General features: G+C 70.8%; 26 protein-coding genes. 10 read left to right on the forward strand and 16 right to left on the reverse strand.

From position 1 onward, the window contains the following. Positions 1-157 precede the first annotated feature (157 nt). Entirely contained in the window at positions 158-1837 is a 1680-nt protein-coding gene (locus LWF15_RS16965) for a MinD/ParA family ATP-binding protein (RefSeq protein ID WP_232811803.1), read from the forward strand. A 21-nt stretch (positions 1838-1858) separates the two neighbouring features. Here LWF15_RS16965 and LWF15_RS16970 read toward each other — a convergent pair whose 3' ends face one another. The 7 genes from LWF15_RS16970 to LWF15_RS17000 all read right to left on the reverse strand — a co-directional run bounded on the left by LWF15_RS16970 (position 1859) and on the right by LWF15_RS17000 (position 6980). Beyond that, entirely contained in the window at positions 1859-2068 is a 210-nt protein-coding gene (locus LWF15_RS16970; RefSeq protein ID WP_232811804.1) for a helix-turn-helix domain-containing protein, read from the reverse strand. Next, positions 2068-2547, reverse strand: coding sequence for a DUF2975 domain-containing protein (locus LWF15_RS16975; protein ID WP_232811805.1), 480 nt, complete (start codon positions 2545-2547; stop codon positions 2068-2070). Before LWF15_RS16975 ends, LWF15_RS16970 begins: the two co-directional genes overlap by 1 nt. A 176-nt stretch (positions 2548-2723) precedes the next feature. After that, positions 2724-3749: an iron-siderophore ABC transporter substrate-binding protein gene (locus LWF15_RS16980; RefSeq protein ID WP_232811806.1), complete on the reverse strand. Its 1026-nt coding sequence runs from the start codon at positions 3747-3749 to the stop codon at positions 2724-2726. 27 nt (positions 3750-3776) lie between these two features. Beyond that, positions 3777-4589 (reverse strand): ABC transporter ATP-binding protein, encoded by an 813-nt coding sequence (locus LWF15_RS16985; protein ID WP_232811807.1) that lies wholly within the window; start codon positions 4587-4589, stop codon positions 3777-3779. A 6-nt stretch (positions 4590-4595) separates the two neighbouring features. Continuing rightward, complete coding sequence (locus LWF15_RS16990) at positions 4596-5642, reverse strand: FecCD family ABC transporter permease (protein WP_232811808.1); 1047 nt, start codon at positions 5640-5642, stop codon at positions 4596-4598. After that, entirely contained in the window at positions 5639-6649 is a 1011-nt protein-coding gene (locus tag LWF15_RS16995) for a FecCD family ABC transporter permease (protein WP_352396558.1), read from the reverse strand. Before LWF15_RS16995 ends, LWF15_RS16990 begins: the two co-directional genes overlap by 4 nt. Positions 6650-6800: 151 nt before the next feature. After that, positions 6801-6980, reverse strand: a complete 180-nt coding sequence (locus LWF15_RS17000; RefSeq protein ID WP_232811810.1) for a hypothetical protein — start codon at positions 6978-6980, stop codon at positions 6801-6803. 123 nt (positions 6981-7103) lie between these two features. On the opposite strand from LWF15_RS17000, the gene LWF15_RS17005 reads away from it, so the two are divergent. Beyond that, a complete protein-coding gene (locus LWF15_RS17005; RefSeq protein WP_232811811.1) occupies positions 7104-7646 on the forward strand; it encodes a DUF6461 domain-containing protein in 543 nt (180 codons plus the stop codon). A gap of 36 nt (positions 7647-7682) precedes the next feature. Here the strand turns inward: LWF15_RS17005 and LWF15_RS17010 are convergent, their stop codons facing one another. Next, positions 7683-9692, reverse strand: coding sequence for a PhoX family protein (locus LWF15_RS17010; RefSeq protein ID WP_232811812.1), 2010 nt, complete (start codon positions 9690-9692; stop codon positions 7683-7685). Between the two features lie 300 nt (positions 9693-9992). On the opposite strand from LWF15_RS17010, the gene LWF15_RS17015 reads away from it, so the two are divergent. From LWF15_RS17015 to LWF15_RS17025, 3 genes are all read left to right on the forward strand, one after another. After that, positions 9993-10271: a hypothetical protein gene (locus LWF15_RS17015; RefSeq protein ID WP_232811813.1), complete on the forward strand. Its 279-nt coding sequence runs from the start codon at positions 9993-9995 to the stop codon at positions 10269-10271. Positions 10272-10352: 81 nt separating this feature from the next. Further along, positions 10353-11504, forward strand: coding sequence for a sensor histidine kinase (locus tag LWF15_RS37600; RefSeq protein WP_232811814.1), 1152 nt, complete (start codon positions 10353-10355; stop codon positions 11502-11504). Further along, positions 11497-12666, forward strand: a complete 1170-nt coding sequence (locus tag LWF15_RS17025) for a hypothetical protein (protein ID WP_232811815.1) — start codon at positions 11497-11499, stop codon at positions 12664-12666. Before LWF15_RS37600 ends, LWF15_RS17025 begins: the two co-directional genes overlap by 8 nt. A gap of 3 nt (positions 12667-12669) precedes the next feature. Here the strand turns inward: LWF15_RS17025 and glgX are convergent, their stop codons facing one another. Next, positions 12670-14808, reverse strand: a complete 2139-nt coding sequence (gene glgX, locus LWF15_RS17030) for a glycogen debranching protein GlgX (protein ID WP_232811816.1) — start codon at positions 14806-14808, stop codon at positions 12670-12672. A 294-nt stretch (positions 14809-15102) separates the two neighbouring features. On the opposite strand from glgX, the gene LWF15_RS17035 reads away from it, so the two are divergent. Continuing rightward, complete coding sequence (locus tag LWF15_RS17035; RefSeq protein WP_232811817.1) at positions 15103-15600, forward strand: Dps family protein; 498 nt, start codon at positions 15103-15105, stop codon at positions 15598-15600. Between the two features lie 144 nt (positions 15601-15744). Next, positions 15745-16587, forward strand: coding sequence for an SDR family oxidoreductase (locus tag LWF15_RS17040; RefSeq protein ID WP_232811818.1), 843 nt, complete (start codon positions 15745-15747; stop codon positions 16585-16587). Here LWF15_RS17040 and LWF15_RS17045 read toward each other — a convergent pair whose 3' ends face one another. From LWF15_RS17045 to LWF15_RS17060, 4 genes are all read right to left on the reverse strand, one after another. Then, positions 16588-16836, reverse strand: a complete 249-nt coding sequence (locus LWF15_RS17045; protein WP_232811819.1) for a hypothetical protein — start codon at positions 16834-16836, stop codon at positions 16588-16590. A 59-nt stretch (positions 16837-16895) separates the two neighbouring features. Next, positions 16896-18152 carry a hypothetical protein gene (locus LWF15_RS17050; protein WP_232811860.1) on the reverse strand — a complete coding sequence of 419 codons (1257 nt, stop codon included), beginning with the start codon at positions 18150-18152 and terminating at the stop codon, positions 16896-16898. 105 nt (positions 18153-18257) lie between these two features. Further along, positions 18258-18719: a VOC family protein gene (locus LWF15_RS17055; protein ID WP_232811820.1), complete on the reverse strand. Its 462-nt coding sequence runs from the start codon at positions 18717-18719 to the stop codon at positions 18258-18260. Next, positions 18716-19291, reverse strand: coding sequence for a DinB family protein (locus tag LWF15_RS17060; RefSeq protein ID WP_232811821.1), 576 nt, complete (start codon positions 19289-19291; stop codon positions 18716-18718). Before LWF15_RS17060 ends, LWF15_RS17055 begins: the two co-directional genes overlap by 4 nt. 95 nt (positions 19292-19386) lie before the next feature. On the opposite strand from LWF15_RS17060, the gene LWF15_RS17065 reads away from it, so the two are divergent. After that, positions 19387-20502, forward strand: coding sequence for a helix-turn-helix transcriptional regulator (locus LWF15_RS17065; protein ID WP_232811822.1), 1116 nt, complete (start codon positions 19387-19389; stop codon positions 20500-20502). Positions 20503-20532: 30 nt separating this feature from the next. On the opposite strand, the gene LWF15_RS17070 is transcribed toward LWF15_RS17065, so the two are convergent. After that, a complete protein-coding gene (locus LWF15_RS17070) occupies positions 20533-21399 on the reverse strand; it encodes a pectate lyase (RefSeq protein ID WP_232811823.1) in 867 nt (288 codons plus the stop codon). A gap of 680 nt (positions 21400-22079) precedes the next feature. After that, a complete protein-coding gene (locus LWF15_RS17075; RefSeq protein ID WP_232811824.1) occupies positions 22080-23249 on the reverse strand; it encodes an MFS transporter in 1170 nt (389 codons plus the stop codon). A 31-nt stretch (positions 23250-23280) separates the two neighbouring features. On the opposite strand from LWF15_RS17075, the gene LWF15_RS17080 reads away from it, so the two are divergent. Both LWF15_RS17080 and LWF15_RS17085 read left to right on the forward strand, forming a co-directional pair. Beyond that, complete coding sequence (locus tag LWF15_RS17080; protein ID WP_232811825.1) at positions 23281-24318, forward strand: LacI family DNA-binding transcriptional regulator; 1038 nt, start codon at positions 23281-23283, stop codon at positions 24316-24318. A 69-nt stretch (positions 24319-24387) separates the two neighbouring features. Beyond that, positions 24388-25194 (forward strand): YihY/virulence factor BrkB family protein, encoded by an 807-nt coding sequence (locus LWF15_RS17085; RefSeq protein ID WP_232811826.1) that lies wholly within the window; start codon positions 24388-24390, stop codon positions 25192-25194. Here LWF15_RS17085 and LWF15_RS17090 read toward each other — a convergent pair. Further along, positions 25152-26360 (reverse strand): MFS transporter, encoded by a 1209-nt coding sequence (locus LWF15_RS17090; RefSeq protein ID WP_232811827.1) that lies wholly within the window; start codon positions 26358-26360, stop codon positions 25152-25154. The two genes, LWF15_RS17085 and LWF15_RS17090, sit on opposite strands and share 43 nt — an antisense overlap. Between the last annotated feature and the right edge of the window lie 27 nt (positions 26361-26387).

Here is a 26387-nt window from a genome sequence, read left to right on the forward strand (position 1 = left end):
GACTTTCCGTTGAGTCGTGACGTATCTTCCGTGACGTGCCTGCCCGTTTCATCCAGGTTGATCATGGGTTCTCCGTGGCTCGACCTCCGGATGCAGCGGCGGCCGGCGTCGTCCCCTCCAGGCGCCTCCCTCACCCCCGCACAAGAAAGGCAGCCGCGTGAGCATCACCGATCCGTACGGCGCCGTGCCGGACTGGCCCAAGGTCAGCGCGAACATCGCCGAGGACGGCTCCGCCGAAGTCACGATCAACGGCTCCCCGCGGACCGTGCTCAGTGGCGGGGGCGACGTCGCCCAGGCCCGGGCGGCCGTGCTGGAGCACCTGAGCGTGCAGACCGCAGGCCTGGGACGGCCCCTGCGGGTCGAGACAGTCGACCCGGAGGGTCACTCACACCTGGTGGTGCATCCGGACGGCCGGGTTCTGCCGCTGGAGGACCAGCCGCCCAACAGCACCGCACGCGCCTGGGAACAGGTGGCTCCCGGCCCACTGCCGGGCTCGGCCCGCCGGGCGAAGCTGGGCCGCTCGAAGCACGGCCCGCTGCGCGATGCCCTGGGGCCCCGCACGGCCGGCTCGGACGCGCTGAGCCCGACCCTCCTGCCGGAGAATGGCACCGACGCTGCACTCGGCCCGGACGACCCGCCGCCCACGTCGAGCGTCCCGATCTCTCCTCCGACCCTGCCGGAGCAGACCACCGCGGCCGGGCTGCCGATCCGCCCGACGTCGGGCATCCCGGGCAACAGCCAGCCCGCCGCCCCGACCGGACCGGCCGGCCCGATCACCAACCAGCCCACTCCGGCAGCCGCCGCCAGCACCCCTGGTGGCCCACCCACGTCCTCTGGTATCCCCACGATCCCGCCCCCTTCGTCCACCAACCGGATGGCTAAGGAACTCGGTGTGCCCCAGGCGAAACCCACACTCCCCGACCTGCTGGCCACCCGTCCCCCGGCTCCGAGCGGGCCGGCGCAGGACGGCTGGCAGGGAGTGCTGCGTCGGCTGACCGGCGGCCTGATCTCTCCCTCCCCGAGCCCGCAGGAACTGGAGTACCGCGAGTCGGTGGCGTCGGTGCAGCGCAGCCTGCGGGGGCCGAAGACCGTGGTGGTGGTCAACCCGAAGGGGGGAGCCCACAAGACCACGGCCACACTGCTGATCGCTGCCACCTTCGGCATGCACCGCGGCGGCTACACGCTGGCCTGGGACAACAACGAGACCCGGGGCACCCTGGGCTGGCGCGCCAACCCGGCCCGGCACAGCAACACCGCCGTCGACCTGCTGCGCGACCTCGACCGGTTCACCGACGTGCGCTCGTCACGGGTCGGCGACCTGGACAACTACGTGCGCTCGCAGGGCAGTGCCCAGTTCGACGTGCTGGCCAGTGACGAGGACGCGGCCTCGGCGGCGAGCATCGACGACCGGGCCTTCGACCAGTTGCACCGGGCGCTGGCCCGGTTCTACCGGGTGCTGGTGGTGGACACCGGCAACAACATGCGGGCCTCGAACTGGCAGGCCGCGATCAATGCGGCCGACCAGCTGGTGATCGTCTCGACCATCCGGGAGGACACCGCGGCCTCGGCCGCCTGGCTGGCCGACGGCCTGACCGCCGCGGGCAAGACCGACGTGGTGCGCAACGCCGTCACCGTGCTGAGTGCTCCCGGCCGGCGGGCGGATCCGCAGCTGCACGACCGGCTGCACGCCCACTTCGGCAGCCTGACCCGGGTGGTGCTGGACGTGCCGCACGACCCGGCACTGGTCTCCGGCGGCCCGATCACCTACGACGCGCTCTCGCCGGCCAGCCGTGCAGCCTGGCTGCGGGTGACCGCCGCGATCGCAGACGGCCTGTAAGGCTTGGGAGTGGGTCGGGGATCATTCCTCCTCGACCCACTCCAGCAGGTCGCCGGGCTGGCACTCCAGCACCCGGCACATCGCGTCGAGCGTGCTGAAGCGAACCGCCTTGGCCCGCCCGTTCTTCAGTACCGCCACGTTGGCCGCGCTCAGGCCGACCTTCTCGGCGAACTCCCCCACACTCATCTTGCGCCTGGCCAGCTCGACGTCGATCCGCACGACGATCGGCATCAGATGACCCCCTCCAGGTCGGAGCGCAGAGTGGTGGCCTGACGCAGCAGTGCGCGCATCACCAGCATCAGCAGCCCGGCCACGGCGAGCCCGACCACGAGCAGGAACAGCAACAACGGCACGCCCGGGTCGTCGGCGTTGAAGCCGACCCACAGGAAGAAGCCGGTGAGCACCAGCCAGGCCGCCGCGATCGCCGCCAGGATCACGTTCACCCAGGTGAAGGCGTCTTCACTGAAGATGCGGTCGCGCCGGATCAGGCCGAGCAGCTTCCAGGTGGAGACCACCACGGCCTCGGCGCACAGCAGCCAGAACCCGGTGAGGACGGTCAGCGGCCAGCGCAGGTGCGCGTCGTCGGGATTCTGCTCGGCCATGTAGGCGAACTGACCGGGGAACGAGAAGGTCTGCAGCATCACCAGGACGCCGAACAGCACCGCCAGGAACCCCTTGAGCACGAAGACCACTCGATGATCAATCAACATGCATCGAGTATCACTGATTATCTATCGAAAATCAATCGATGGACGTTTGCGGCGACCATCTCCGCGGACGTCCGCCGGTCGCCTTGGTCACCAAAGGCACGACCCCCGGTTCGCAAGGCGAACCGGGGGTCGTTTCCCGCAGCCGGGACCTGACTGTGGGGCAGAGACAGCTGGGACTACTTGGCCAGGGCGGCCTTCCAGAGCGGCACCACGTTCTCCAGGGCGTAGGAGATCGACAGCGGCGACTCGGTGGCGAAGGCCGAGCTGATGTTCTTGTCGTCGATGACCACGCTGTGGCCGGCCTTCACCGCGGGAACCGCCTGGAACAGCGGGTCTTCGCTGATGTCGGTGGCCTCGATGCCGATCGGCGCCATGGTGACCAGGTCGGCGTCGAGCATCTTGAGGTTCTCGCTCGAGACGCTGACCGAGAAGGAGCCGGCCTCGCGCTGCTCCTCGACGGTCGGGTTGTTCTTGAACCCGAGCTTCTCGGCGAAGTTCACCCGGCCGGTGCCGCTGACGTAGGCGCCGTAGCCCTCGCTGGTCTTCGAGCCGACGGTGATGGTCTTACCGGCGAACTCGGGGTTCTCGTCGGCGTACTTCTGGTACTCGGCGTCGATGTCGGCGACGATCTGCTCGCCCTTCTCCTTCTCACCGAGCGCCGTGGCGATCATCGTGGTCTGGTCGGCCCACGGGGTGAGGTAGGCGTCGGCCCCCTCGGGAATGCCGACCGTGGGGGCGATCTTGCTGAGCGTGTCGTACCGCTCCTGGTCGCCGCTCGACTTCACGTCGAGGATCAGGTCGGGCTTGAGCGCGGCGATCTTCTCGTACTCCGGCTCGAGAGTGCCGATGATCTGCGGGGCTTCGGTGTACTTGCCCTCGGCCCAGGGGCCGACACCCTCACCGCCGAAGGCCAGCCAGTCGCTGGCGCCGACCGGCTGGACGCCCAGGGCGAGCGCCGTTTCGGCGTCGGACCAGCCCAGGGCGACGACGCGCTCGGGCTTCTTCTCGATGGTCACGTCACCGAACTTGGTCGCGACGGTGGCCGGGAAGGCGCTGCTGGAGCTGGTTTCGGAGTCGAACGAGGCGGCCTCGGCGTCGGAGTCCGAGTCGCTGCCGCAGGCAGTCAGGGCAACCATGGTGGCAGCGGCGACAGCGACGAGAACCGTACGCCGCGAACGCCGCTGGGGCAGTGAGGAACGCATGAGATCAGGTTAGCATTACCTAAGCTGTCAACCGGTTTCGGTTGCGACACGGTGCCGGCCGATCGGCACGATCATCGGGCTGCCCGAGATCGGGTCGGGCACAACCGAACACCGCATCCCGAACATCTCCTCGATCAGGCCGGCGGTGACCACCTCCCGCGGATCCCCCACCGCCATCACCTTTCCGGCCCGCATCGCGATCAGGTGATCGGCGTAGCGGCAGGCCAGGTTCAGGTCGTGCAACACCACCACCACGGTGGTGCCCCGGGTGGTGTTCAGGTCGATCAGCAGGTCGAGAACCTCGAGCTGGTGCGCCACGTCGAGGTAGGTGGTGGGCTCGTCGAGCAGCAGCAGGTCGGTGCGCTGGGCCAGAGCCATCGCGATCCAGACTCTTTGGCGCTGACCGCCCGAAAGCGCGTCCACCGGGCGGGAAGCCAGCTCCAGCACGCTAGTGGCGCGCATCGCCTCGGCGACCGCCTGGTCGTCCTCGGCCGTCCATTTGCGCAGCCAGCCCTGGTGCGGGTAGCGGCCGCGGCCGACCAGGTCGCTGACGATGATGCCGTCGGGGGCCACCGGGGTCTGCGGCAGAATGCCCAGCACGCTCGCCACCTCTTTGGTGGGCGTCTTCTGGATGTCCTTGCCGTCCAGCAGGATCTGCCCCGAGGTGGGGGCCAGCAGGCGGGCCATCGCGCGCAGGGTGGTCGACTTCCCGCAGGCGTTCGGGCCGACGATCATCGTCACCCGGCCCGGCGGGACGTCCAGGTCGAGGCCCTCGACCACCTTCTGCCCGTCGTAGCCCAGGTACAGGTCCCGAGCCCCGAGCGTGTGTTCGGCCGTCATCGTGTACTACCCACCCTTGCCGATCCGGTTGGCCCGCGAGAGCAGCCACAGCAGGTAGGGCGCACCGATCAGGCTGGTGACCACCCCCACCGGGAACTGCGTGGACCACAGCAGGTGCTGCGCGGCGAAGTCCGCCACCAGCATCAGGAGTGCGCCGACCAGCGCGGCCTGGAACAGCGCGGCCGGCTTGGCCGGCAGCAGGCGGCGGGCCACCGGCCCGGCCACGAACGCCACGAAGTTGACCGGGCCGGCGGCGGCCACCGCCACCCCGGTCAGCCCCACCGCGCAGATCAGCAGGAACCGGCGGCTGCGCTCGACCGGCACGCCGAGACCGGCGGCGGTGTCGTCGCCCATCTGCAGGGCGGGCAGCGGCCGGGCGGCCACCACGGTCAGCGGCAGCAGCACGACCAGGCCGATCAGCAGCGGGTAGAACGCCTCCAGCGAGGAGCCGTTCAGCGAGCCGGTGAGCCAGACCAGGGCGTCCTGCGCCACGGTCACGTCGGCGCTGGTCATCAGGTAGGAGATGACCGAGGCGGAGGCTCCGGCCACGCCGATGCCGATCAGGATCAGCCGGTACCCGGCCACACCGCGCTGCCAGGCCAGCAGGTAGATCAGGGTCGAGGTGACCAGGGCGCCGGTCAGGGCCGAGGCCGACAGGGCGAAACCGCTGACCCCGAAGGTGATCGCGGCCACCACCGCGCCCACACCCGCCCCCTGGGTCACCCCGATCATGTCCGGGCTGGCCAGCGGGTTGCGCAGGAGCGCCTGGAACAGGGCGCCGGCCAGCCCGAGAGCCAGCCCGACGCAGAGCCCGGTGACCGCCCGGGGCAGACGCAGTTCGACGATGATGAAGTGATTGCCGGCATCGCCCTGGCCGAGCAGGGTGCTGACCACGTCGGCGAAGGGGATGCGGAAGTCGCCGAACGAGAGGCTGAGCACCAGCATCGCCACGATGCCGGTGACCAGGACGGCGGTCACGCCGATCTCCCGGCCGCGGCCGCTGTGGCGGGCCCGGGTCAGGACCTCGACGTCGGCCAGGACAGTACTGCTCACAGCTCGGCCATCTTCCGTCGGCGGACCAGGAGGATGAACGGGATCGCCCCGACGGCGGCGGTGATGATGCCGACCTGCAGCTCACCGGGCCGGGCGATCAGCCGGCCGAGCACGTCGGAGACCAGCAGCAGCGAGGGCGCCAGCAGCAGGCTGTAGGGGATCAGCCAGCGGTAGTCGGCCCCGGCCAGCATGCGGGCGGCGTGCGGCACCACCAGCCCGACGAAGGCGATCGGCCCGGCGACCACCGTGGCCGCCCCGGTGAGCAGCACCACCGCGACCGCACTGACCACCCGGACCAGGCCGACCTTCTGGCCCAGGCCGCGGGCCACGTCGTCACCCAGGGCCAGGGCGTTCAGCTGCGGACCGAGCAGCAGGGCGAGGACCACCCCCACGGCGATGAACGGCGCGGCCTGGCCGAGCACCGCGCTGTCCCGGCCGACCAGCGAGCCGACCTGCCAGAACCGGTAGCGGTCGTAGGTCTCGGTGTCTTTCAGCAGCATCGCCGTGGTGAGGGCGAGCAGGGCGGCGCTGGCGGCCTGCCCGGCCAGGGCCAGCTTGACCGGGGTGGCGCCTTCGCGGCCCAGCGAGCCGATGCCGTAGACCAGGGTGGCGGCGAGGGCGGCGCCCAGGAAGCCGAACCAGATGTACACGTCGGCCGAGGTCAGGCCGAGCCAGCCGAGGGCGAACACGACGGCCGCAGAGGCGCCGGCGTTGATCCCGAGCAGTCCGGGGTCGGCCAGCGGGTTGCGGGTCACCCCCTGGATCACCGCACCGGCCAGGCCCAGGCCGGCCCCGGCGAGCAGCCCGGCCACGGTGCGCGGGATGCGCAGCTCCTGCATGATCAGCTGCCCCTCGACCGAGCGGTCGGGGCTGAACACACCCTGCCAGACGTCGCTCAGCGGCACGCTGCCGGAGCCGATCATCAGGCTGAGGGCAATCGAGAGGACCAGCAGCACGACCAGGCCGAGGATGCCGGCCAGGCCGGTGCTGACCCGCACCCGGGTGATCCGGTGCTGCGTGCGCGCGACCGGGTCGCCTGCGGGCGCGTCGATCGCAGGCGTCACGAGCTCTCCAGTCAGGGTTCTTCCGTCACTTGGTCCGGCGACGAAAGGTAAGGCTAGCCTTACCCCCTTGGCAAGTTCCGCCCCTGGGAGCTGCTCAGATGGGTTCGGGCACCCCGTCCGGGTCCTCCGGGTCTCCCGGCCCGGGTTCGGCGGGAGCCGGCGGCAGCGTCTCGGGGGTGTCCGGCAGCAGTTCGCCCGGGTCGTCGGGGACGGGCTCGCGCGGGTCGATCGGCGGGTACACCTCGGGGTCCAGTTCCGGTTCGGGTGCAGACATCCGGTCAGGATGCCCGATCCCCGACCGAGCGCCAGTCGAGCACCGATCGAAAGACGGGCCGGACACCGCCCGGGCCGCCGGGAGCCCTGTTCCGGCGAGGAGGGCGTGTCTACCATTTCCGGCATGGCGGCCGAGCGCGCTCCGTGGACCCTGACCGCCCCCACCGGAGCCGGCTTCACCATCACCTTCACCCGCGGCATCTCCGCCGAGCAGGTCCTGGCCGGTTACGGCGCACCGGCGAGCGAGGCCCACACGGTTCCCTGGTCGGCCGATTCCCGGATGCTGCGCGTAGGTCTGCTCAACCGCTGGGCCTTCGGCTACGAGGAACAGGGCACTGAAGGGCTGCGAACAATCGTCCTTAAAGCACTTTCGGAAGGTACGGACACGCTGGTCCTGCACGACAGCGGTTCATCGGTGCGCTTCGAGCACTGGCGCGACAGCGAGCGTCTGGAGGGTTTCGAGCCCGGCCGGCCCTACTCCCGGCCGAGGTGGGAGCCCCGGCCCTACTGGGACCGCCTGCAGGAGAAGCTGGTTCCCGGGGTGCGGCGGGCACCCGCCGCCCTGGCCCTGATCGAGCAGCAGATCCGGGCCGTTCTCACCGAAGAGGTGCTGACCGGGCCACTTCTCAGCGTCCGGCTCGACACGAGTGCGCCCCTGCCCCTGTGACCGGGACAGGGGCGCACTCGGCTCTTTGCGGGTGACCTACTTGCGGGTGATCTGGACGACCGACGGACGCGGGCCGCGCCAGTCGCCCTTGCCCGGCTTCTGGCCGTCCTTCACGTAGTCCGGGAAGTAGGAGTGCTGCGCGGCCCAGGTGCCGTTCTCACCCGGGTGCTGCACCGCCACGAAGACCGAGCCGTCCTTGTCGTGGACGACCGGGCCGCAGGTCTCGGCCTCGACCGGCACAGCCAGGAACTGCACCAGGTGGCCGCGCTCCTTGCCGGCCACCGGCACCCGGAACAGGCCGTCGTTCTTGCTGATCGTGCCCGGCTGGCCGTCGGTGGAGATCCACAGGTTGCCGGCCGAGTCGAAGGCCACGTTGTCCGGGCAGGAGATCGGCGCCACCGGGCCGTCCCAGCCGGCGAAGTACGTGCCGGCCTCGTCGGTGTCACCGCACACCATGAACAGGTTCCACTCGAACTTCGTGGCGTCGGCCTTGTTCTTGCGCTCGGTGATCTCGATGATGTGGCCGTTCTTGTTGCCCTTCACCGGGTTCGCCGCGTCCGGGGCGGGCTTGCCGTCGGCGCCCCGGTTGGTGTTGTTGGTGCAGGCGACGTAGACCTTGCCTGACTTCAGCGAGGGCTGGACGTCCTCGCAACGGTCCATCGGGGTGGCCTTGACCGCGTCGGCCGCCTCCCGGGTGAAGACCAGCACCTCGTCCAGGGTGAAGCCGGGAACCGCCGACTTGCCGTCCTTGGTCAGCGGGATCCAGGTGCCGGAGCCGAGGTTCGCGTTGTCCTGGCGCATCTCACCGGTGAACTTGGCGACGTAGAGGTCGCCCTCGCTCAGCAGCTTGAGGTTGTGCTTGCGGGCCGCGCGGGAGTCGCCCTTGCGGAACTTGTTCTTGGCGACGAACTTGTACAGGTAGTCGAAGCGCTCGTCGTCGCCCATGTAGGCGACCACGGTGCCGTCGGAGTCCACCCGGACGTTGGCGCCCTCGTGCTTCATCCGGCCCATCGCGGTGTGCTTGACCGGCGTGGACTTCGGGTCGGTGGGGTCGATCTCGACGATCCAGCCGAACCGGTGGGGCTCGTTGGCGTAGCCGGCCTTGGTGGCGTCGAAGCGCGGGTCGACCTTCTCCCAGCCGTAGCTGCTGGGGGTGTTGGTCAGGCCGTAGCGCTTGCTGCCCCGGGCCGCCGGGTCGGCGACGAAGTAGCCGTTGAAGTTCTCCTCACCGGAAAGCACGGTGCCCCAGGGGGTCGTGCCACCGGCGCAGTTGCCGAAGGTGCCGAGCGCGAGCACGCCCTCCGGGTCGTCCTTGGTCTTCAGCAGGGCCGAGCCGGCCGCCGGGCCGTCGATCAGGAACGGGGTGTCGGCGGTGATCCGCCGGTTGTTCTTCGCCCCGCGCACGTACTCCCACTTCTCACCGCGGCGGCGGCGCTCCAGCTCGACCACGGCCATCCCGTGCGCGGCCTTGAGCGTGCGCAGCACCTCGGCCTCTTCGGCCTCGGAAGTGGTGGGCGGGAACATGATCTGACGGTTGGTGTACTCGTGGTTGCACACCAGCAGCGCCTCGGTGCCGCGCTTGTTCGTCTCGATGATGTCGAGGTAGTCGTTGTTGTAGCCGAACTGCAGGGCCTGGGCCTTGGCGTCGGGCTTGGTCGGGTCGAACTCCGGGGAGTTCTCGAACAGCGGGTCGCCCCAGCGGATGATCGGGTCCCAGCGGAAGCCCTTGGGCACCGTGAAGGCGTCGACGGTGGCCTCGACCGACTCGATCGGCGTGAACCGCAGCGGGGAGGGCGTGGCCCAGGTGCCCGAGGCAGCGGCCTCGGCGCCCTGCGCGTGCACCACCGGCATGGCCACGGCCGCAGCCAGAACCCCGCCCCCGGCCAGCAGGGTGCGGCGGCTCAGCGCGGCGGAGGCGATGCTCTGGAAGGACGGTTCGCAGCTGGAGTTGGGAGCCGGGCGGGCGCAGGCGCTGTCGCACTTGAGGTGACAGGTGACGGCACTTCGGTTTCCGTGCGTCAGCCCGAGCATGGGCAGGTTTCTCATCAGGATCTCCCGGACTTCACATCCACGGGTGCTGGTCAGCCGTGGGTCACCCGGACGCTAACGGGGCCACGGTGGGCAGACACCAGACTCGATGCGTACAGTCGATGAACGGACAATTTAGTCAGCGTTCACTCACCTAATGTTTCGGCCCTTTCCGGCGCAGACGGCCCGTCCGGCGCCCAGATCCGCCGGCGGGTGCCCCAGCCTGCACCTGACCTGGCGCCCTGGGGCCTTTGGGGTGATTCTTACTGAAGAGTCACCCATGGACGAGAGTCCAACCCCGCGGTCCGGAGGATCAGCATGTCCACACCTTCACCCATCGTGTCCGGCCGCGCCTACCGAATCCTCGCCATGGGTGGCGGGCAGCCCGTCCAGAGCCTGGAGGACCTGCTCGGCACGGTCTCCGAGTTCACCATCGACCACGGCAACGGCTACGTGGTCCGGGGCAGCTCGCGCCGCGACGAGGGCACCGTGAAGTTCTACGAGAAGGACAGCGGCGGCACCGGGAAGGACCTGCGGGTCTGGCGCCTGGTCCAGGCCGGCCCGGACACCTTCACCGCCGAGCACGTCGTCGGCTAGACCGCCGGCCGGACCCTCGGCTGCATCGTCGGCCCTGCGAACCCCGACTCGCCAGTAGGACTGTTCTGGGATACTCCTCCCGTGCCGGAACCCCAGCCCGTCGAGCGGTCGATGCTGCGCATCAGCCGGCGGTGGGCTGCCTACAGCCGTCTGGTCGTCACCGTGGGCTGCGGCAGCATCGGCCTGTTCCTGGTCGAGGGCACCCGGCTGCTGACCGCCGCGATAGTCACCGCCGGGCTGATCGCCTGGACCCTGGTGTTCTGCCTGCGCCTGCTGCGACTGCCCGGCGGCGAACCGGTCGGCGGGCTCTGGCTCACCGCCGACCTGGCGGTGGTGTGCGGGGTGCTGGCCGGGCAGTACTGGCTGATCCCGCCGAACAGCGTGCCGGACGGCACCGGCTGGATGAACGCGCTGGTGGCGATGACGATCGTCAGCTACCAGTGGCACACCTCGGCCCGGGTGGGCGCGCTCGCCGCAGTGCTGCTGGTGGCCGGCTACTGGGTGGGCATCGAGGGGGCGACCGGCGGCGAAGGCGGCACCTGGCCCGCGCCGGCGATCTGGCTGCTCGCCGACGCGGTGCTCTCCCGCGGGCTGTTCGTGATGGTGCGGCGAGGCGGACGGCGGGCCGACGAGGTCCTGGCCGCCGGTGACCGGGAGCGGGCCGCTGCCGAGGTGAGCCGGGCCCGGCGCGCCGACGAGCGTGAACACCTGGCCACCCTGCACGACACCGCGGCGGCCACCCTGCTCATGGTCGGGCAGGGCACCGTGCCCCGGCGCAGCGAGTGGCTGCAGCAGCAGGCCCGCCGGGACCTGCAGATGCTCGACCCCGAGGTCCGGGCGGTGCGCCCGGCCCCGGTGCTCGACCTGGCCACCATGCTCGCCGAGACCACCGCGGCGGGCGGGGTGGCCGTCTCCTACCGCCCACCGCAGACCCTGATGCTGCCCTCGATGCCGGCCATCGCGATCCGCGACAGCGTGCGCGAGGCCCTCGCCAACGTCGCCCGGCACGCCTCGGTCTCCGAGGCCGACCTGTCGGTGCAGCACGACCACGGCCGGCTGGTGGTCGAGATCCGCGACCGGGGGCGTGGTTTCGACCCCTCGCAGGTTCCCCTGCACCGCCGGGGGATCGCCGAGTCGATCGTCTCCCGGATGCACCGGGCCGGCGGCACCGGCTCGGTCACCTCCGCCCCCGGCCGGGGCACCGTCGTGCGTCTGGAGTGGGCCGATGCCTGAGTCGACGACCACGGCGGGGGTGGTGGCCGGGGTGGTCATCGCCGACGAGTTCCTGCGCGGGCTGCGGATCGCGGTGCTCGGCGTGACCTCCGCGGTGCTGTGCGCCTGGTTCCTGCCCATCGCGCTGACCAGCCCGCAGGCCTACACCTCGGCCCCGCTGCAGTACGCCTGTCTGGCCGCGCTGGTCGTGCTGCTGTTCACGGCCATCGCGATGGTGGCCCTCGACCGGCCCTGGGGCCGGGCCCGCTGGCCGATGGTGGGGGTGGCCCTGGTGGCCACGGTGCTGGCCACCGCGTCGGTCGAGCCCGAGCAGCTGATCCTGCCTCCGCACTGGTCGTGGAAGATCTTCGGCTGGTACGCCGTGCTGCTACTGATGGACCTGCCGCTGGGCTGGTTCTTCGGCGCCCTGGGCCTGCAGCAGCTGATCACCCTGGGGCAGGTGCTCGTGGCCGGGCAGGGCAACGAGCCCACGCTGGTCGAGATGGGCGTGACCAGCCTGCTGGTGGCCTGCTGGCAGGGGGCGGTGGCGGTAGCCGCGGTGGCCCTGCAGCAGTCCGGGGCGGTGGCCCGGCACACGGCCGCCGAGGAGGCCCGGCTTCGCCTTTCCGAGCAGGTCGCCGAGCAGGTACACACCGATCGGCAGACCCGCTACGACGAGCTCGCCGCCACCACCGCTCCCCTGCTCGAGGGCATCGCCGACGGCCGGTACGACCCGGGCGACCCCCAGGTCCAGCAGGCCTGCTCGGTCGAGGCCGCCCGGATGCGCCGGCTGTTCGCCGAGAGCGACGAGGTGGCCGACCCGCTGGAGCACGAGATCCACGCCTGCATCGACGTGGCCGAGCGCCGCGGCATCTCGGTGCAGGCCTCGATGCGCGGCGCCCTGCCCGAGGTGCCCCTGCCGGCCCGCCGGGCGCTCACCGAACCGGTGATCGCAGTACTCACCGGAGCCCGGTCGAGTGCCCGGGTGGCCGTGGTGGCCCGGGCCGACCAGGTCTCACTGAGCGTGGTGGTCGACGGGGCCGAGCAGATCCCCCAGACCCCCGCGAGCACGAGTGATGAGGAGACCGGCCGGGTCGAGGTGAGCCGGCTGGTCAGCGGCGACCGGCTGTGGCTCGACGTCACCTGGACGCCGGCCACAGCCTCGCACGACCCGGCCGCCTGAGACTCAGGCGTGGGCGCAGGCCAGGACCACCAGGGAACGGGCCTCGACGAGCAGCTTCCCGGCCGCGTCAACGGTGGTCGGCTCTTCCGCCGAGGGCTGCGAGTCGAGCACGACCTGCCACTGCTTGCCGTACTCCACCGGCGGCAGCACGAACTGCAGGTCCTCGTGGTGCGCATTGAACATCAGCACGAACGAGTCGTCCACGATCCGCTGACCGCGGGCATCGGTACCGGTGATGCCCCGGCCGTTGAGGAACATGGCCACCGCCTTGCCGAAGCCGCTGCCCCAGTCCTCCTCGCTCATCTCCTCACCGCCGGGCGAGAACCAGCTGATGTCGGGAACCCCCTCACGGCCGCGCCGGCGCACCGGCAGACCGTCGAAGAAGCGCCGGCGCCGGAACACCGGGTGCTGCGCGCGCAGCGCGGCCGCCTGCCGGGTGAACTCCTGCAGCCCTTCGTCCAGCGTGGACCAATCGATCCAGGTGAGCTCGCTGTCCTGGCAGAACCCGTTGTTGTTGCCGTTCTGCGTGCGGCCCAGCTCGTCACCGTGGCAGATCATCGGAACTCCCTGCGAGAGCAGCAGAGTGGCGATGAAGTTGCGCTGCTGCCGGGCCCGCAGAGCCAGCACCGACTCGTCCTCGGTCGGGCCCTCGACCCCGCAGTTCCACGACCGGTTGTGGCTCTCCCCGTCGTTGTTGTCCTCGCCGTTGGCCTCGTTGTGCTTCTCGTTGTACGAGACCAGGTCCCGCAGCGTGAAGCCGTCGTGCGCGGTGACGAAGTTGACCGAGGCCACCGGGCGCCGGGCCGAGTGCTCGTAGAGATCGGCCGAACCGGTGATCCGGGCCGCGAACTCACCCAGGGTGGCCGGCTCGCCGCGCCAGAAGTCCCGCACGGTGTCGCGGTACTTGCCGTTCCACTCAGTCCACTGAGGCGGGAAGTTACCGACCTGGTAGCCGCCAGGACCGACGTCCCAAGGCTCGGCAATCAGTTTCACCTGGCTGACCGTCGGATCCTGCTGCACCAGTTCGAAGAAGCTGGAAAGCCGATCCACGTCGTAGAACTCACGGGCCAGGGTGGAGGCCAGGTCGAAACGGAAGCCGTCGACGTGCATCTCGGTGACCCAGTAACGCAGCGAGTCCATGATCAGCTGAAGGGCGTGCGGGTGACGCACGTTCAGCGAGTTCCCGGTACCGGTGTAGTCCATGTAGTACTGCTGGTCGTCGTCGACCAGCCGGTAGTACGCGGCGTTGTCGATCCCCCGCATCGACAGCGTGGGACCCAGGTGGTTGCCCTCGGCGGTGTGGTTGTAGACCACGTCGAGGATGACCTCGATGTTGGCCTCGTGCAGGGCCCGCACCATGGCCTTGAACTCCTGCACCTGCGACCCGGGGGCGGGCATCGAGCTGTACTTGGGGTCGGGCGCGAAGAACCCGATGGTGTTGTAGCCCCAGTAGTTCGACAGGCCCTTGTCGATCAGCGTGGAGTCGTTGGCGAAGTGGTGCACCGGCATCAGCTCGACCGCGGTGACCCCGAGCGAGGTGAGGTGTTCGATGATCGCCGGGTGGGCCATCGCCGAGTAGGTGCCGCGCATCGCCTCGGGGATGTCCGGGTGGGTCTGGGTCAGGCCCTTCACGTGGGTCTCGTAGATCACCAGGTCCGCGTACTCGTGCTGGGGCGGGCGGTCGTTGCCCCAGTCGAAGAACGGGTTGATCACCACCGAACGGGGCATCGCGGCGGCCGAGTCCTCGTCGTTGCGGCTGTCCGGGTCGCCGAAGTCGTAGCTGAACAGGCTCTGGTCCCAGTCGAACTGGCCGTCGATGGCCTTGGCGTAGGGGTCGAGCAGTAGCTTGTTCGGGTTGCAGCGGTGCCCGGCGGCCGGGTCGTAGGGGCCGTGCACCCGGTAGCCGTAGCGCTGGCCGGGCTCGACCCCGGGCACGAAGACGTGCCAGACGAAGGCGTCGACCTCGGGCAGGTCGACCCGGGTCTCGGTGCCGTCCTCGGTGAACAGGCACAGCTCGACCCGCTCGGCGACCTCGCTGAACAGGGCGAAGTTGGTGCCGTAGCCGTCGTAGGAGGCGCCCAGCGGGTAGGGCTTGCCGGGCCAGACCTGCAGTTGGGTGGAAGGTGCCGGGGCGTCAGGCAAGGAAGGCTCTCTTCTCGAACGGGGAGTCACCGAGGGGGCACTTTTCTGCACCGTCGGTCACTGCACCACGGGAACGCCGCCCCTGCCACTCGGCAGGCTGGGCCCATCGGCGGGACAACTCACAGTTAGTGCTACCTAAGTTACGCAGGTGACAGCCACCCACCCGGTGCACAACCGTCGTTCCGGCGCTGACCTGCAGTGATGGAGATAGGTTAGCCTCACCTACTTCTTTTGACAGATTCAAAAGAAGGGTTCAGGGTGGACCTCAGCAGCCGAACGTAGAGGAGCCCGATCATGACCACCTTCGCGTCCCAGAACACCGGGAACACCGGTTTCCACGCCTCCGCGATCCTGGGGGCCAACCTCCAGCGCGTGCTGGTCGACCTGGTCGCCCTGCACCTGTACGGCAAGCAGGCGCACTGGAACATCGTGGGGAAGAACTTCCGCGACCTGCACCTGCAGCTCGACGAGATCGTCGACCTGGCCCGCGAGCACAGCGACACGATCGCCGAGCGGATGCGCGCCCTCGACGTGGTGCCCGACGCCGGCCCCAAGGCGGTCTGCGCCCAGACCACGCTGAGCGACTTCGGCTCCGACGAGGTCGACACCGCCGAGGCGGTGGACAAGATCACGCTGATGCTGCGCGAGACCGCGGCCACCGCGCGCGCCGTGCACGACGACGTGGACAACGAGGACCCGACCACGGCCGACCTGCTGCACAGCATCATCCACGACCTGGAGAAGCAGGCCTGGATGGTCTCCTCGGAGAACCGCAGCCCGCGCAAGGGCTGATCCCTACGAAGTAAACAGTCCTCTACGGTTGCGGACGGACCCGGTGCTCAGCAGAACCAGCACCGGGTTCCGGCCACCTCCGGTCTGCCGGCTACCAGCATGGCCGGCAGGCCGGCCGGGAGGGCGTCTGACAGGCTGCGGCCCATGACGGTCACCGCAGCGCCCCTTGGTATCACCGGCTCCACCGGCAATCTGGGCGGTTGCGTCGCCCGCCGCCTGGCCGAGGCGGGCGTGGCCCAGCGCCTGCTCGTGCGCGATGTCACCCGCGCCCCCGAGTTCTCCGAGGCGCGGCCGATCACCTACGCCGACACGCCCGCCGTGCGCGAGTCGCTGGCCGGCCTGAAGACGCTGTTCATGGTCTCCGGCACCGAGTCGCCCACTCGGGTCGACGAGCACTGCGCCTTCGTGGACGCGGCCGTCGCCTCCGGGGTCGAGCACATCGTCTACGTCTCGTTCTTCGGCGCCGCGCCCGACGCCACGTTCACGCACGCCCGCGACCACTGGCACACCGAGCAGCATCTGCGCTCCAGCGGGGTGGCCTTCACCTTCCTGCGCGACAACCTGTACGCCGACTTCCTCCCCGGGATGGCCGGCGACGACGGGGTGATGCGGGGGCCGGCCGGCGAGGGGCGGGTGGCGGCCGTGGCCCAGGACGACATCGCCGAGGTGGCCGTCGCGGTGCTGCGCGATCCAGCCGGGCATGCCGGTCGCAGCTGGGACCTCACCGGGCCGGAGGCTCTTACGCTGGGCGAGGTCGCGGCCACGATCACCGAGGTGACCGGGCGGCCGGTGCGCTTCGAGAACGAGACCCTGGCCCAGGCCCGGGCCTCTCGGGCGGGCTACGGGGCCCCGGAGTGGCTGGTGGAGGCGTGGATCTCCACCTACACCGCCATCGCCGCCGGAGAGCTGGCCACCGTCAGCACCGCCGTCGAGGACATCACCGGTCACCCGGCCAAGAGCCTGGCCCAGCTGTTGCGCGAGGCCTGATCAGTCCATCAACCCGGCGTCCTGGCCCGACACCCCGTCCTTACGGTGCGGCGGGGCCTCACCGGCAGCCTGCTCATCGATCTTCTGGCCCGGGTAGCCGGCCAGCGCCTGCCGCCGGTCGGGGGCCTGGCTCACGTCGCCGCCGCGCAGCACGTCCGGTGCCGGGGCGTCGGTGGCCGCGGGCTCGGCGCCGGTTCCTTCGTTCACTCCCTGCTGCTCGACCAGCTCGGGGTTCTCCTTGTTCGCCATACCCGCGACCCTGGCACCGGCCGGCGACGACCGCACGCCCACACGCTGGCTCCCGGCCATCAGGGCTGATGCCCGGCGTACTCCGACTCGGGGATCAGGTCCTTGGTGAACGGGGCCCGCAGCGTGGGCAGCAGGTGGCGGAAGTTCAGCGCCAGGGCGACCAGGGCGGCCAGGCCGTACACGCCGCACAGGATCACCCGGCCCTCGGTGCTGGTGACCGGGAACTGCACCAGGAACAGGGCCAGGAGCAGCCAGGCGGACCAGCGGTGGAACCGCAGCCCCAGGATCAGCGCGATGCCGAGCATGGTCTGCGCGGCCGTCAGCAGCATCTCCTCGACCTGCCGGTCGTCGAGCGGCAGCGCCGGCTCGCCCCCACCCGCCCAGTAGGCCATCGGCAGGGAGCCCACCAGGAGCGTCCACTGGTTGACCTTCGCCGAGATCAGCGTGCCGATCGCCGCCGTCGCGTTGCCCCGCGCGGCGAACATGATCGCGATGATGAACTCCGGGGCCTCCGAGGCCAGCGGCGCCACCCACTGCACCAGCAGGAACTCGTCGATCCCGAGGTCCTCGCCGCCCTCCACCAGGCTGTGGGCGAACGGCTCGGCGGCGATCAGCACCACCGCCGCCGCGAACACGAACAGCGCCACCAGCGTCCAGCGCCGGGTGGTGGTGGGCAGTGCCCCGATCACCGCCGACGTGCCGCGCAGCTTCGGCTCCTCGACCGGGCCGCGGCTGAGCCGGTAGGCGTAGTAGCCGAACCAGATGAACAGCAGCCCGCCCATCCACACGTGGATCTGCGCGGTGAGCGGCATGATGAACGCGAAGATGCCCGCGAACAGCAGGAATCCGAGCTCCAGACGGTTGCCCGCGTCGAGCGGCAGCACGTGCCCGCGCCGGTCGTGCACCCGGCCCAGACCCCACAGGCCGACCAGCACCACCACGGGCCAGCCCAGCCCGAGCAGCAACCGGTTCGAGCCGGTCATGTTCGCCGCCGCGTACTGCACGTAGTCGGGATTACTGCCCGCCGTGTACGCGTAGTACAGGTCGACCGCGTACTCGGGCAGCACCGCGATCAGGGCCAGGATGGCGATCGCCAGGCCCCCGGAGATGTCCACCTGGGCCGCCTCGGCCGCCCAGGCCAGCACGAACGAGGCGGCGAAGACCGCGGCCCCGAACACCAGCATCGCCACCACCGGCTCGACGTGCAGGCCCGAGAACCGCACGACCACGGCGGGCAGGGACAGCAGCACGCACAGACCGACCGAGGTGAACAGGCGCCGGGTGGGCACCCGGGTGGTTACGTCGGAGGATGTCATGGACACGCCAGGTTGCTCCCGCGCTCGCTCGGACGGACCCGGAGCGGTCGTGCCCGCTCCGCGCCCATCCTGCGGTCTTGTCCCGTTCTGCGCCTCTCGAACACCTCAGTCGAGGCAGAACTCGTTGCCCTCCGGGTCGGCCATCACGATGTGCCCGAAGCCCATCGGCGGTTCCGGCTCCACCCGCTGCACCCGGCGCGCGCCCAGGCCGCTGAGCCGGTCGCACTCCTTCTCGAGCGCGGCCATCCGTTCCTCCCCCCGCAGTTCGGGCGCCACCCGCACGTCCAGGTGCACCCGGTTCTTGACCGTCTTGCTCTCGGGCACCTGCTGGAAGAACACCCGCGGCCCCTGGCCCTGCGGGTCTTCCACGGCCGAGCGGGTGTTGCGCTGATCCGCCGGCACCCCGATGCCGGCCAGGAACTCCTGCCAGGCCTCGAGCGGGTCGGCCCCCTCGGCCGGCGCGACTCCGGGCGGGCCGGGGATGACGTAGCCGAGCACCTCGGACCAGAACCGGGAGAGCCCGGCCGGGTCGTGGGCGTCGATCGTGACCTGGAATCCGCGGCTCATCGCGAGGCTCCGTTCTCGGGTCGGGTGTGCACGTAGAGGTCCCGCAGAAGGCAGACCTCGGACAGATGATGGATCAGTTCCCGGTTGATGTGCAGCACCAGGTCGGCCATCGGCCGGTCGGGATAGGCGGGTTCCTTCGGGCCCACCGGAACCGCCAGATCGGCTTCACTGAGCCCCTTCAGACCGGTCAGCCAGCGGTCGAGCTGCGTTTCCAGTTGCGTCAGAGCCGTTCTGGCGTCTCCGGCGTACTCCCAGGTCTCGTAATCGGCTGCCTCGAAACCGAAATGAGCGGCATTGCGCATCGCCAGCACCCCGACGATCACGTGCCCCAGCCGCCAGGCGATCGTGGTGAAGGGGGCGGGTTCGGGCTGCGGGAAGGCGAAGTCGATGGTGTGCGCGCCGGTCCCGAACTGCGTGGTCAGATCACTGCGGACCCGGACGTTCCAGGCGTCCGCGACCGGGGCCCAGAGGTACTCCTCGTCGGTCAGACCCTCCAGCCGGTCTCGCAATTGGGTGTTCCAGTGGTGTTCCCACTGCTCGATCAGGACTTCGTTCCAGTTCAGTGTGTCCATGAGAGGCAGCCTGCCAGGCTATGCGGACAGGGTCGGTCCGCAATGGATGCGAGAGTGGGGGTGAAGTCGGCCGACCAGAAGGGCTAGGTGCATCGATGCCGAACGACCGGCCGCACTCGGGCGCAGCGTCCAGTAGGGCACCGATTGAGGACGTCGGTAGCGCCTCGGGCGCCCACGTCGGCCAGGGTGGTGGTCAGGATCTGCGGACGACCGAGCGGGTGCTGACGCTGCTCGGCCTGCTGCAGCAACGTCAGGTGTGGACGGGCCCCGAGTTGGCCGAGCGCCTGGCGGTGACGTCGCGCACGGTGCGGCGCGACGTGGACCGGCTGAGGGCCCTGGGCTATCCGGTGCAGGCCGGCCCGGGGGCCGGTGGCGGCTACCGGCTGGGGCCCGGTCAGGAACTGCCGCCGCTCCTGCTCGACGACGAAGAGGCGATCGCCACGGCGGTGGCCCTGCTGGCCGGGGCCGGCTGGATAGGCGGGCCGTCGTCCACCGCGCAGGCCAATCCGGACGCGACCGACGCCACCCTGCGCGCCCTGAGCAAGCTCGACCAGGTGCTGCCCGCCCGGCTGCGCCAGGAGGTGCGCGCCCTTTCCGAGGCGGTCGAGTCGTTCGGCGGCGGCCGGACCCCGCTCGATCCGGAGGCGCTGCTGACCCTGGCCCGGGCCTGCCGCGACCAGGTCGAGGCCGGATTCGGCTACCGCACCGGCGCTCCCGAGCCGGTGTCGCAGCAGCGGCGGGTGGAGCCGTACCGCCTGGTGGCCTCCGACCGGCGCTGGTACCTGTTCGCCTTCGACCTCGACCGCGACGACTGGCGCACCTTCCGGCTCGACCGCATGTCCGAGGTGCACGCCCGCACCTGGCGTTTCACCCCGCGCCCGGCACCCGATGCCGCGCGCTACGTCCAGGAGGCAGTGACCACAAGGGTCTACCCCCAACAGGCGAGGTTCCGAGTGCACTCCCCCGCCACCGTCGTCCGCAATCAGATCCCGCCCTCCACCGCCGCGGTGGTGGAGATGGACGCATCCAGCTGCGAGGTGTCCAGCGGCGCAGCCCATCTCGACACCGTGCTGGCGCACGTGCTGCTGCTCGGCCACGCCTTCGAGGTCCTGGAGCCGCCCGGTCTGGCCGACCGGGCCCGCGAACTCGGGCACCGGCTGCTCGGCGCCGCCGGCCCGGAACCGCGAAAGGCCGGTCCAGCCCCCGGATAGAGGGCGGGACCGGCCTTGACGCCGGAAGACCTACTTGTAGGTGATGTCCGAGGACGAGTACTTGCAGTACGTACCGTCGGCCCCGGAGCCGGTCTTCTTCGGCTCCTTGCCACTGCTGTTGCCGGTGAACTTGTCGCAGATCGAGATCTTCTTGTTCTTGTCGTACAGGCGCACGTTCTTGAACGTGGCCGTGTCCTTGTAGTTGGTGTTGATCCCGACCAGCGACTTGCCGGGCTCCACCACCAGGATGTTGTCCAGCTCGACCGAGCGCTGGTACTGGGTCGAGCAGTTGCCGCAGGAGCGGTACAGCTTGCCGAAGTCCTGGACCACGAAGTCCTTGATCACCAGCTTGCCGGTGCCGTTGTGCTGGAAGACCTTGTCGCTGGCCTTCTTCGCGCCACCACCGGTGATGGTCATGACCTGACCGGACTTCTTGCCCTTCTGGGTGGCGGCGTCCTCGCCCACGTCCTCCCACCACACGTTGGACAGCGTGCAGGTGCCCTCGCAGTGGATGCCGTCGCCGGCCTTGGCACCGATGATGACGTTCTTCACCGTGCCGCCGTCGGCCACCTTGAACAGCGGGTCCTGGCTCTCGCCCTGGTCGCCGCCCCAGCCCTGGAACCGCTTGCCCTTACCGTCGAAAGTGCCACTGACGGGCTGCGTCTTGGTCAGGTTGGTGGTGCCGGTGGGCGTCGGCCAGGTCGTGCTCAGCGCCTTCGGCGTCGCGGCCGCGGCCGCGCTCTTCACCGTGGCCGACGAGGACGAGGACGTCGAGTTGGCGGCAGTGGCGACCGAACCGGCCACCGCGGCCAGCGCGACACCGGCGATCAGACCGCTCCAGAGGCGGCGACGGCCGGTGAACGTACGCTTCAGACCACCGCGCGTGGGGCTTTTCATGCGGTTACCTTTCCGGGCAGAGGACCGCGAGGGCCCGAGGCCGTCAAGTGACCTCGGGAGTCCTCACGGAGGATTCGCCGCGCGGGGCCGGTGAGCCGGCCGGGTCCGCCCTGAACGGTCCCGACCGGCGTCGCTCGGCGGGCCTGCCCTGAACAGGCCCGAGCGGTTTCCCGGCCCGCCCTGAACGGGCTGGGAGACCATCGGGCACCACCGGCGCCCCGCGCTTCTGACGCCCCCTAAGTCCGTCGCCGGGCCCGAAAGGTTGCCCCCGCAGCGAAAACTTTTTTCGCTCGGGCCTCACCGGGCCACCGACCTGCACTCATGACTCACCGTTGATCCACGACGACGCCCGGATCAAGAAGACAAGGCCGATGTCCGCTTCGTACCAATGGGAATCCGCCGCCGGAGCGGGCTAACTGGAGGAACGGGTGACGTGACCCGCCGATCCCCGCAACGGGGCGCCTGACACAGGCAGGGGATCGGCGGGCACGCTCCAGACCCACCGCGCGCGCCGCCCACCAACGGCGCCGCGGTCGGAAGGCACCACCCCGCCGACATTCCCTCCGTCGCGGGCGTGGTGCAGGTGCGCGTCCGGTCCGCGGCCCTTCGGGCGCCTCCTCGGAGCCGGGCGCGCACCGCTCCCCGCAGCGGGATCCCCGAGACGACAGTGACCCCTTTGCCTAGGGCGCCGCACCGGGCCGGGCACCGGCCCAACGGCTCGCGGGGGCGGCGAGCGCGGTGAAGATCAGGGCCAGGGCGGCGATGCCGAGCAGGGCGGTGCGCAGGCCGGAGGCGTCGGCGAGCAGGCCCACGTAGCCGGGGCCGAGCAGGAAGCCCAGGTAGGCGGTGGTGGCCACGGCCGAGGTGGCGCGCCCGCGGCGGGCGGGGTCGACGGTGCGCAGGCCGTAGCTGATCAGGGTGGGGAAGAGGGTTGCGGTGCCCAGGGCGGCGACGGCCAGGCCCAGCAGCGCCACGGGCACATTGGGGGCGGTGGCGAGCACGACGGTGCCCACGGTGGCTGCGGCTCCCCCGGCGATCAGGAGCTGCACCGGATGGCTGCGGGACAGCGGGGCCAGGATGAGGCGGGCCAGGGCTGCGGCGGCGGCGAAGGTGGCCGGCGCGGTGGCGGCAAGCTGGGGTGAGGCAGCGAACGACTCGGTGATGAACACGGCGCCCCAGCTCTGGTGGGCGTTCTCGGTGGCGTAGGCGAGGGCGCCGATCAGGCCGAGGGCGAGCAGGGGGGCGGTCAGGCCCGGGGAAGACGAAGGGCGCGGTGCGGGCCCAGGGGTGACGCCGGTGAACGAGGTGCCCCGCCAGACCAGAGCGCTGAACAGCAGGATGGCCAGCAGGGCGACGGTGAACGTGCCAGTCAGGCCCGGGCCGCCGAGCAGGGCCCCGGCGCTGAGGCTGGACCCGACCACCGCCAGCGAGAAGGTTCCGTGGGCGCGGGTGACCAGGGGGCGGGCCGTGCGGTGCTCGACCTGGCCGGCCAGGGTGTTGATGGCCACGTCGGTCGCCCCCGAGGTGGCTCCCACCAGCAGCATCCCGGCGACGACCCAGGCGAACCCCTGTGCCGCCAGCGCGACCACCACACCACTGGCCCCCAGCAGGCCGAGCAGCACGGCGGTGAGGCGCAGGCCCAGACGATCGGTGAGCCGGCCGGTGAGGAACATGGCCGGGAGGGCACCGACGCCGACGAAGAGCAGGGATCGGCCCAACTGCCCCTCCGTCAGCCCGGCCTGGGTGCGCAGGGCGGGCAGGGCGGCGCCCCAGGTGCCCCAGAAGACGCCCATCCCGGCGAAGGCTGCGTACGCGGCGAGAGCGCTGGGGTGCGGTCGCGACGAGTTCATCTGTGTAACGTTACACAGCTAGGGTGGGGTCGTGCCAGGCCAATCCGGGCGACCCGGGACCGGGAGCCGACGCCCCACCGTCAAGGACGTGGCCGCCGCGGCCGGGGTGGGCGTGATGACCGTGTCGTACACCTTCAACCAGCCCTCGCGGGTGGCCGAGGCCACCCGGCACCGGGTGCTCGAGGCTGCCGAGAGGCTCGGCTACCGGCGCCCCGACAGCACCGCCCGGGCCCTGCGCTCGGGCCGCACCGGCCAGCTCGGGGTGGTTCTCGGCGAGCACCTCTCCTACGCCTTCGACGATCCGCAGGCCGCACAGTTCCTGGCCGGGGTGGCCGAGGTGTGCGTCGAGGAGGGGCTGGGCATGGTGCTGATCCCCACCCGCGGCGATGCCGGCGACGTGGACCGGGTTCTCGCCGCCGCGGTCGACGCGTATGTGCTGTGGACCACGAGCGACGACGACCCGGTGCTGCCCGCGGTGGCCGGCAGCGGCCGTCCCGCGGCGATCCAGGGTGGGCCGGAACACCCTGGCATCACGGCCGTCTCGCCCGACGACCGGCAGGCGGCGGCCGCCCTGGCCGGAGCCGTACTGGAAGACGGGCGCACTCCCGTCGTTCTCAGTTTCCCGCTCGACCGCACCCGCGAGCCGTCCTTGGTCCCGGCCCGGGAACTACCGTCGGACATCCCTTTTCCGGTCACCCGCAACCGGCTCGCCGGGTATCGCGACGCACTCGGCGAGCGCTGGTCCGACACCCTGGTCGCCGTGGTCGCCCAGAACCACCGCCTTCAGGGCCGGAACGCGATTGAGGACGTCCTCGAGCGGCTTTCCGGCTCGTCTCCGGTCATTCTCGCGATGAGTGACGAACTGGCTCTGGGAGCCCGGGAAGCGGCCGGTGACGACGCCGTCGTCACTGGCTGGGACGCGTCCGTAAAAGCTCTTGAGGCGGGCATCGTGTCGGTCACCAACCCGCTGCGTGAGCAGGGCCGGCTGTGCGCGCAGGCCGCGCTCGGGCCGGGGACCGGCCCGGCGCCCACGATCACCTGGGAGATCGCCGACCCGCGACGGGGCTGAGCTGCCGATCTTGAGCGGGTAGGTGATGCTGTGCGGGTGCAGAACAGGTGGTCGCGGACCCGGTCAGCCGTGACCAGAGTGCTGTCGGGAACCCGGGCCGGGCTGGTGAAGACGGACACGGCCCTACTGTCGGCCGGGGCCGCGCTGTACGGCACCCTGGCCGCGATCCCCGCCTTCCTGGTGGCGATCGCCGCGGCCGGGCTGATGTTCGGCCGCGAGCGGATCGCCGACTACGGGGCCAGCCTGGCCGCCGCCATCCCGGACGAGCAGGGCGCTGACGGCTGGGTGGACGCGCTGTTCGGGGCGGGCCTGTCCCTGTCGCTGCTGCCGGTGCTGTTCGCAGTGTTCATGGCCTCGGCCTACGGCCGCGGGCTGAGCAAGGCGCTGGTCCGGCTGGTGCCGGAGAAGCACCGGGCCGCTCCCCCGCCCTCGCTGCGGGCCCGGTTGCTCACCCTGCCGCTGGTCGGCCTGGCGCCGCTGATGCTGGTGGCCCTGCTGATGATCAGCCCGACGGTGGAGCACCTGGTGAACCAGAACGGCGTGGCCGGCGCCCTGGCCGCCTCGTACCTCAGCCTGAACCTGATCTGGGTGATCCTCTGGGCGCCGCTGGCCTGGATGTACCGGGTGATCGCACCGGGCCGGCCGAGCTGGCGGGCGGCCTGGATCTCGGCCGTCGTCACGGCCGCCTTCCTCTCCGGCTTCCTGCAGGGCTTCACCCTGTTCCTGGCCCTGCCGGTCGATCTCGGGCGGCCGTTCGGCGGGCTGGGGATCATCGGCGTGATCACCGGGCTGCTGCTGTGGCAGTGGGTGCTGCACGCGGTGGTCTGCGTGGGCTACGCGCTCTGCTGGGCGGTGGAGTCGGAGGTCCGCTCCTGAGTGGAGCTGGAAAGCACTCCAGAAAAGGCGATCACAAGCAGCCCGGCGATGGGCACCACGATCAGCCCCACACGGAGCGAGGTGGCGTCGGCGACCGCGCCGACCACCGGAGGCGCGACCAGGAAGCCCACCCGCAGCAGCCAGCTCACCACGGTCAGGCCGACTCCTGGCGGCAGGCCGGGGATCTCGTCGGCGCCGTGCATGGCCGCCGGGATCAGCGTGGCGATGCCCAGACCGGCCAGGCCGAAACCGGCGATGGTGCCGGGGATCGTGGGCACCAGCAGGGCCGCGCCCATGCCCAGGGTGACGATCAGCCCACCGGCGCGGGCCACCTGGCGCTGGCTGAAGCGGTCGACCAGCGGGTCGCCGAGCATCCGGCCGACGAACTGCAGGCCCTGGAGGGCGATGAAGCCCAGGCCGGCGACGAAGGTGGTGGCGCCGAGCGAGTCGGACAGGTAGATGGCCGCCCACGAGGCTCCCGAGTCCTCGGCCACCGCTCCCCCGGCCGCGATCGTCACCAGTGCCAGCAGCACTCCGACCCGGGCCAGGGTCCAGGCACCCCTGACCACGCTGCCCGGCTCGACGGCCTCCGCCTGCTCCCGCGGTTCCGGCCCGGGAAGGAGCCAGCGGTAGGAGGAGGCCGACAGAGCACCGAACACCACCGCGGAGATGACCATGTGAGTGGTCACCGGCACGCCGAGAGCGGCCAGTCCCGCGCCCATCGCACCGCCCAGCACCGCGCCTGCGCTCCAGACCGCGTGGAAGGAGTTGAGGATGGACCGCCCGTAGAGGCGCTGAACCCGCAGGCCGTGCGAGTTCTGGGCAACATCGGTGATCGAGTCCATCGCCCCGGCCAGGAACAGCGCGGCGGCCAGGGCGGCCCAGGCCGGAGCCAGCCCGGCCCCGACGAAACCGACGGCGGCCAGCAGGGTGGCCGCGATAGCGACTCGGGACGAGCGGAACCGCTGGATCAGCACACCCGCACTCAGCCCGGCCACCAGCGCGCCCAGCGGGTAGGCGGCCACCGCGCTGCCGAACGCCGCGTTGGAAAGGTCCAGCCCCTCCTTGATCTCGGGGTAGCGCGGCAGCAGGTTGGCGAAGAGCCCGCCGTTGGTGAAGAAGAGGACGGCCACGGCGAAGCGGGCCCGGCCCGGGGTGGTGCTCATCGGTTCAGCAGTCTCGGTTCTCAGGGA

The sequence above is a fragment of the Kineosporia rhizophila genome (genome assembly GCF_021277265.1).
GTDB lineage: Bacteria > Actinomycetota > Actinomycetes > Actinomycetales > Kineosporiaceae > Kineosporia > Kineosporia rhizophila.

Coding starts and splice junctions, on each gene's coding strand:
- LWF15_RS16985 (WP_232811807.1), bottom strand. CDS start 4,589: ATGACGGCCGAACACACGCTCGGGGCTCGGGACCTGTACCTGGGCTAC.
- LWF15_RS17075 (WP_232811824.1), bottom strand. CDS start 23,249: ATGAACTCGTCGCGACCGCACCCCAGCGCTCTCGCCGCGTACGCAGCC.
- LWF15_RS17090 (WP_232811827.1), bottom strand. CDS start 26,360: ATGAGCACCACCCCGGGCCGGGCCCGCTTCGCCGTGGCCGTCCTCTTC.
- LWF15_RS17045 (WP_232811819.1), bottom strand. CDS start 16,836: ATGGCGAACAAGGAGAACCCCGAGCTGGTCGAGCAGCAGGGAGTGAAC.
- LWF15_RS17015 (WP_232811813.1), top strand. CDS start 9,993: ATGTCCACACCTTCACCCATCGTGTCCGGCCGCGCCTACCGAATCCTC.
- LWF15_RS17060 (WP_232811821.1), bottom strand. CDS start 19,291: ATGGACACACTGAACTGGAACGAAGTCCTGATCGAGCAGTGGGAACAC.
- LWF15_RS17055 (WP_232811820.1), bottom strand. CDS start 18,719: ATGAGCCGCGGATTCCAGGTCACGATCGACGCCCACGACCCGGCCGGG.
- LWF15_RS17025 (WP_232811815.1), top strand. CDS start 11,497: ATGCCTGAGTCGACGACCACGGCGGGGGTGGTGGCCGGGGTGGTCATC.
- LWF15_RS17000 (WP_232811810.1), bottom strand. CDS start 6,980: ATGTCTGCACCCGAACCGGAACTGGACCCCGAGGTGTACCCGCCGATC.
- LWF15_RS17035 (WP_232811817.1), top strand. CDS start 15,103: ATGACCACCTTCGCGTCCCAGAACACCGGGAACACCGGTTTCCACGCC.
- LWF15_RS17050 (WP_232811860.1), bottom strand. CDS start 18,152: ATGACATCCTCCGACGTAACCACCCGGGTGCCCACCCGGCGCCTGTTC.
- LWF15_RS17070 (WP_232811823.1), bottom strand. CDS start 21,399: ATGAAAAGCCCCACGCGCGGTGGTCTGAAGCGTACGTTCACCGGCCGT.
- LWF15_RS17065 (WP_232811822.1), top strand. CDS start 19,387: ATGCCGAACGACCGGCCGCACTCGGGCGCAGCGTCCAGTAGGGCACCG.
- LWF15_RS17005 (WP_232811811.1), top strand. CDS start 7,104: ATGGCGGCCGAGCGCGCTCCGTGGACCCTGACCGCCCCCACCGGAGCC.
- LWF15_RS17010 (WP_232811812.1), bottom strand. CDS start 9,692: ATGAGAAACCTGCCCATGCTCGGGCTGACGCACGGAAACCGAAGTGCC.
- LWF15_RS16975 (WP_232811805.1), bottom strand. CDS start 2,547: ATGTTGATTGATCATCGAGTGGTCTTCGTGCTCAAGGGGTTCCTGGCG.
- LWF15_RS16980 (WP_232811806.1), bottom strand. CDS start 3,749: ATGCGTTCCTCACTGCCCCAGCGGCGTTCGCGGCGTACGGTTCTCGTC.
- LWF15_RS17040 (WP_232811818.1), top strand. CDS start 15,745: ATGACGGTCACCGCAGCGCCCCTTGGTATCACCGGCTCCACCGGCAAT.
- LWF15_RS16970 (WP_232811804.1), bottom strand. CDS start 2,068: ATGCCGATCGTCGTGCGGATCGACGTCGAGCTGGCCAGGCGCAAGATG.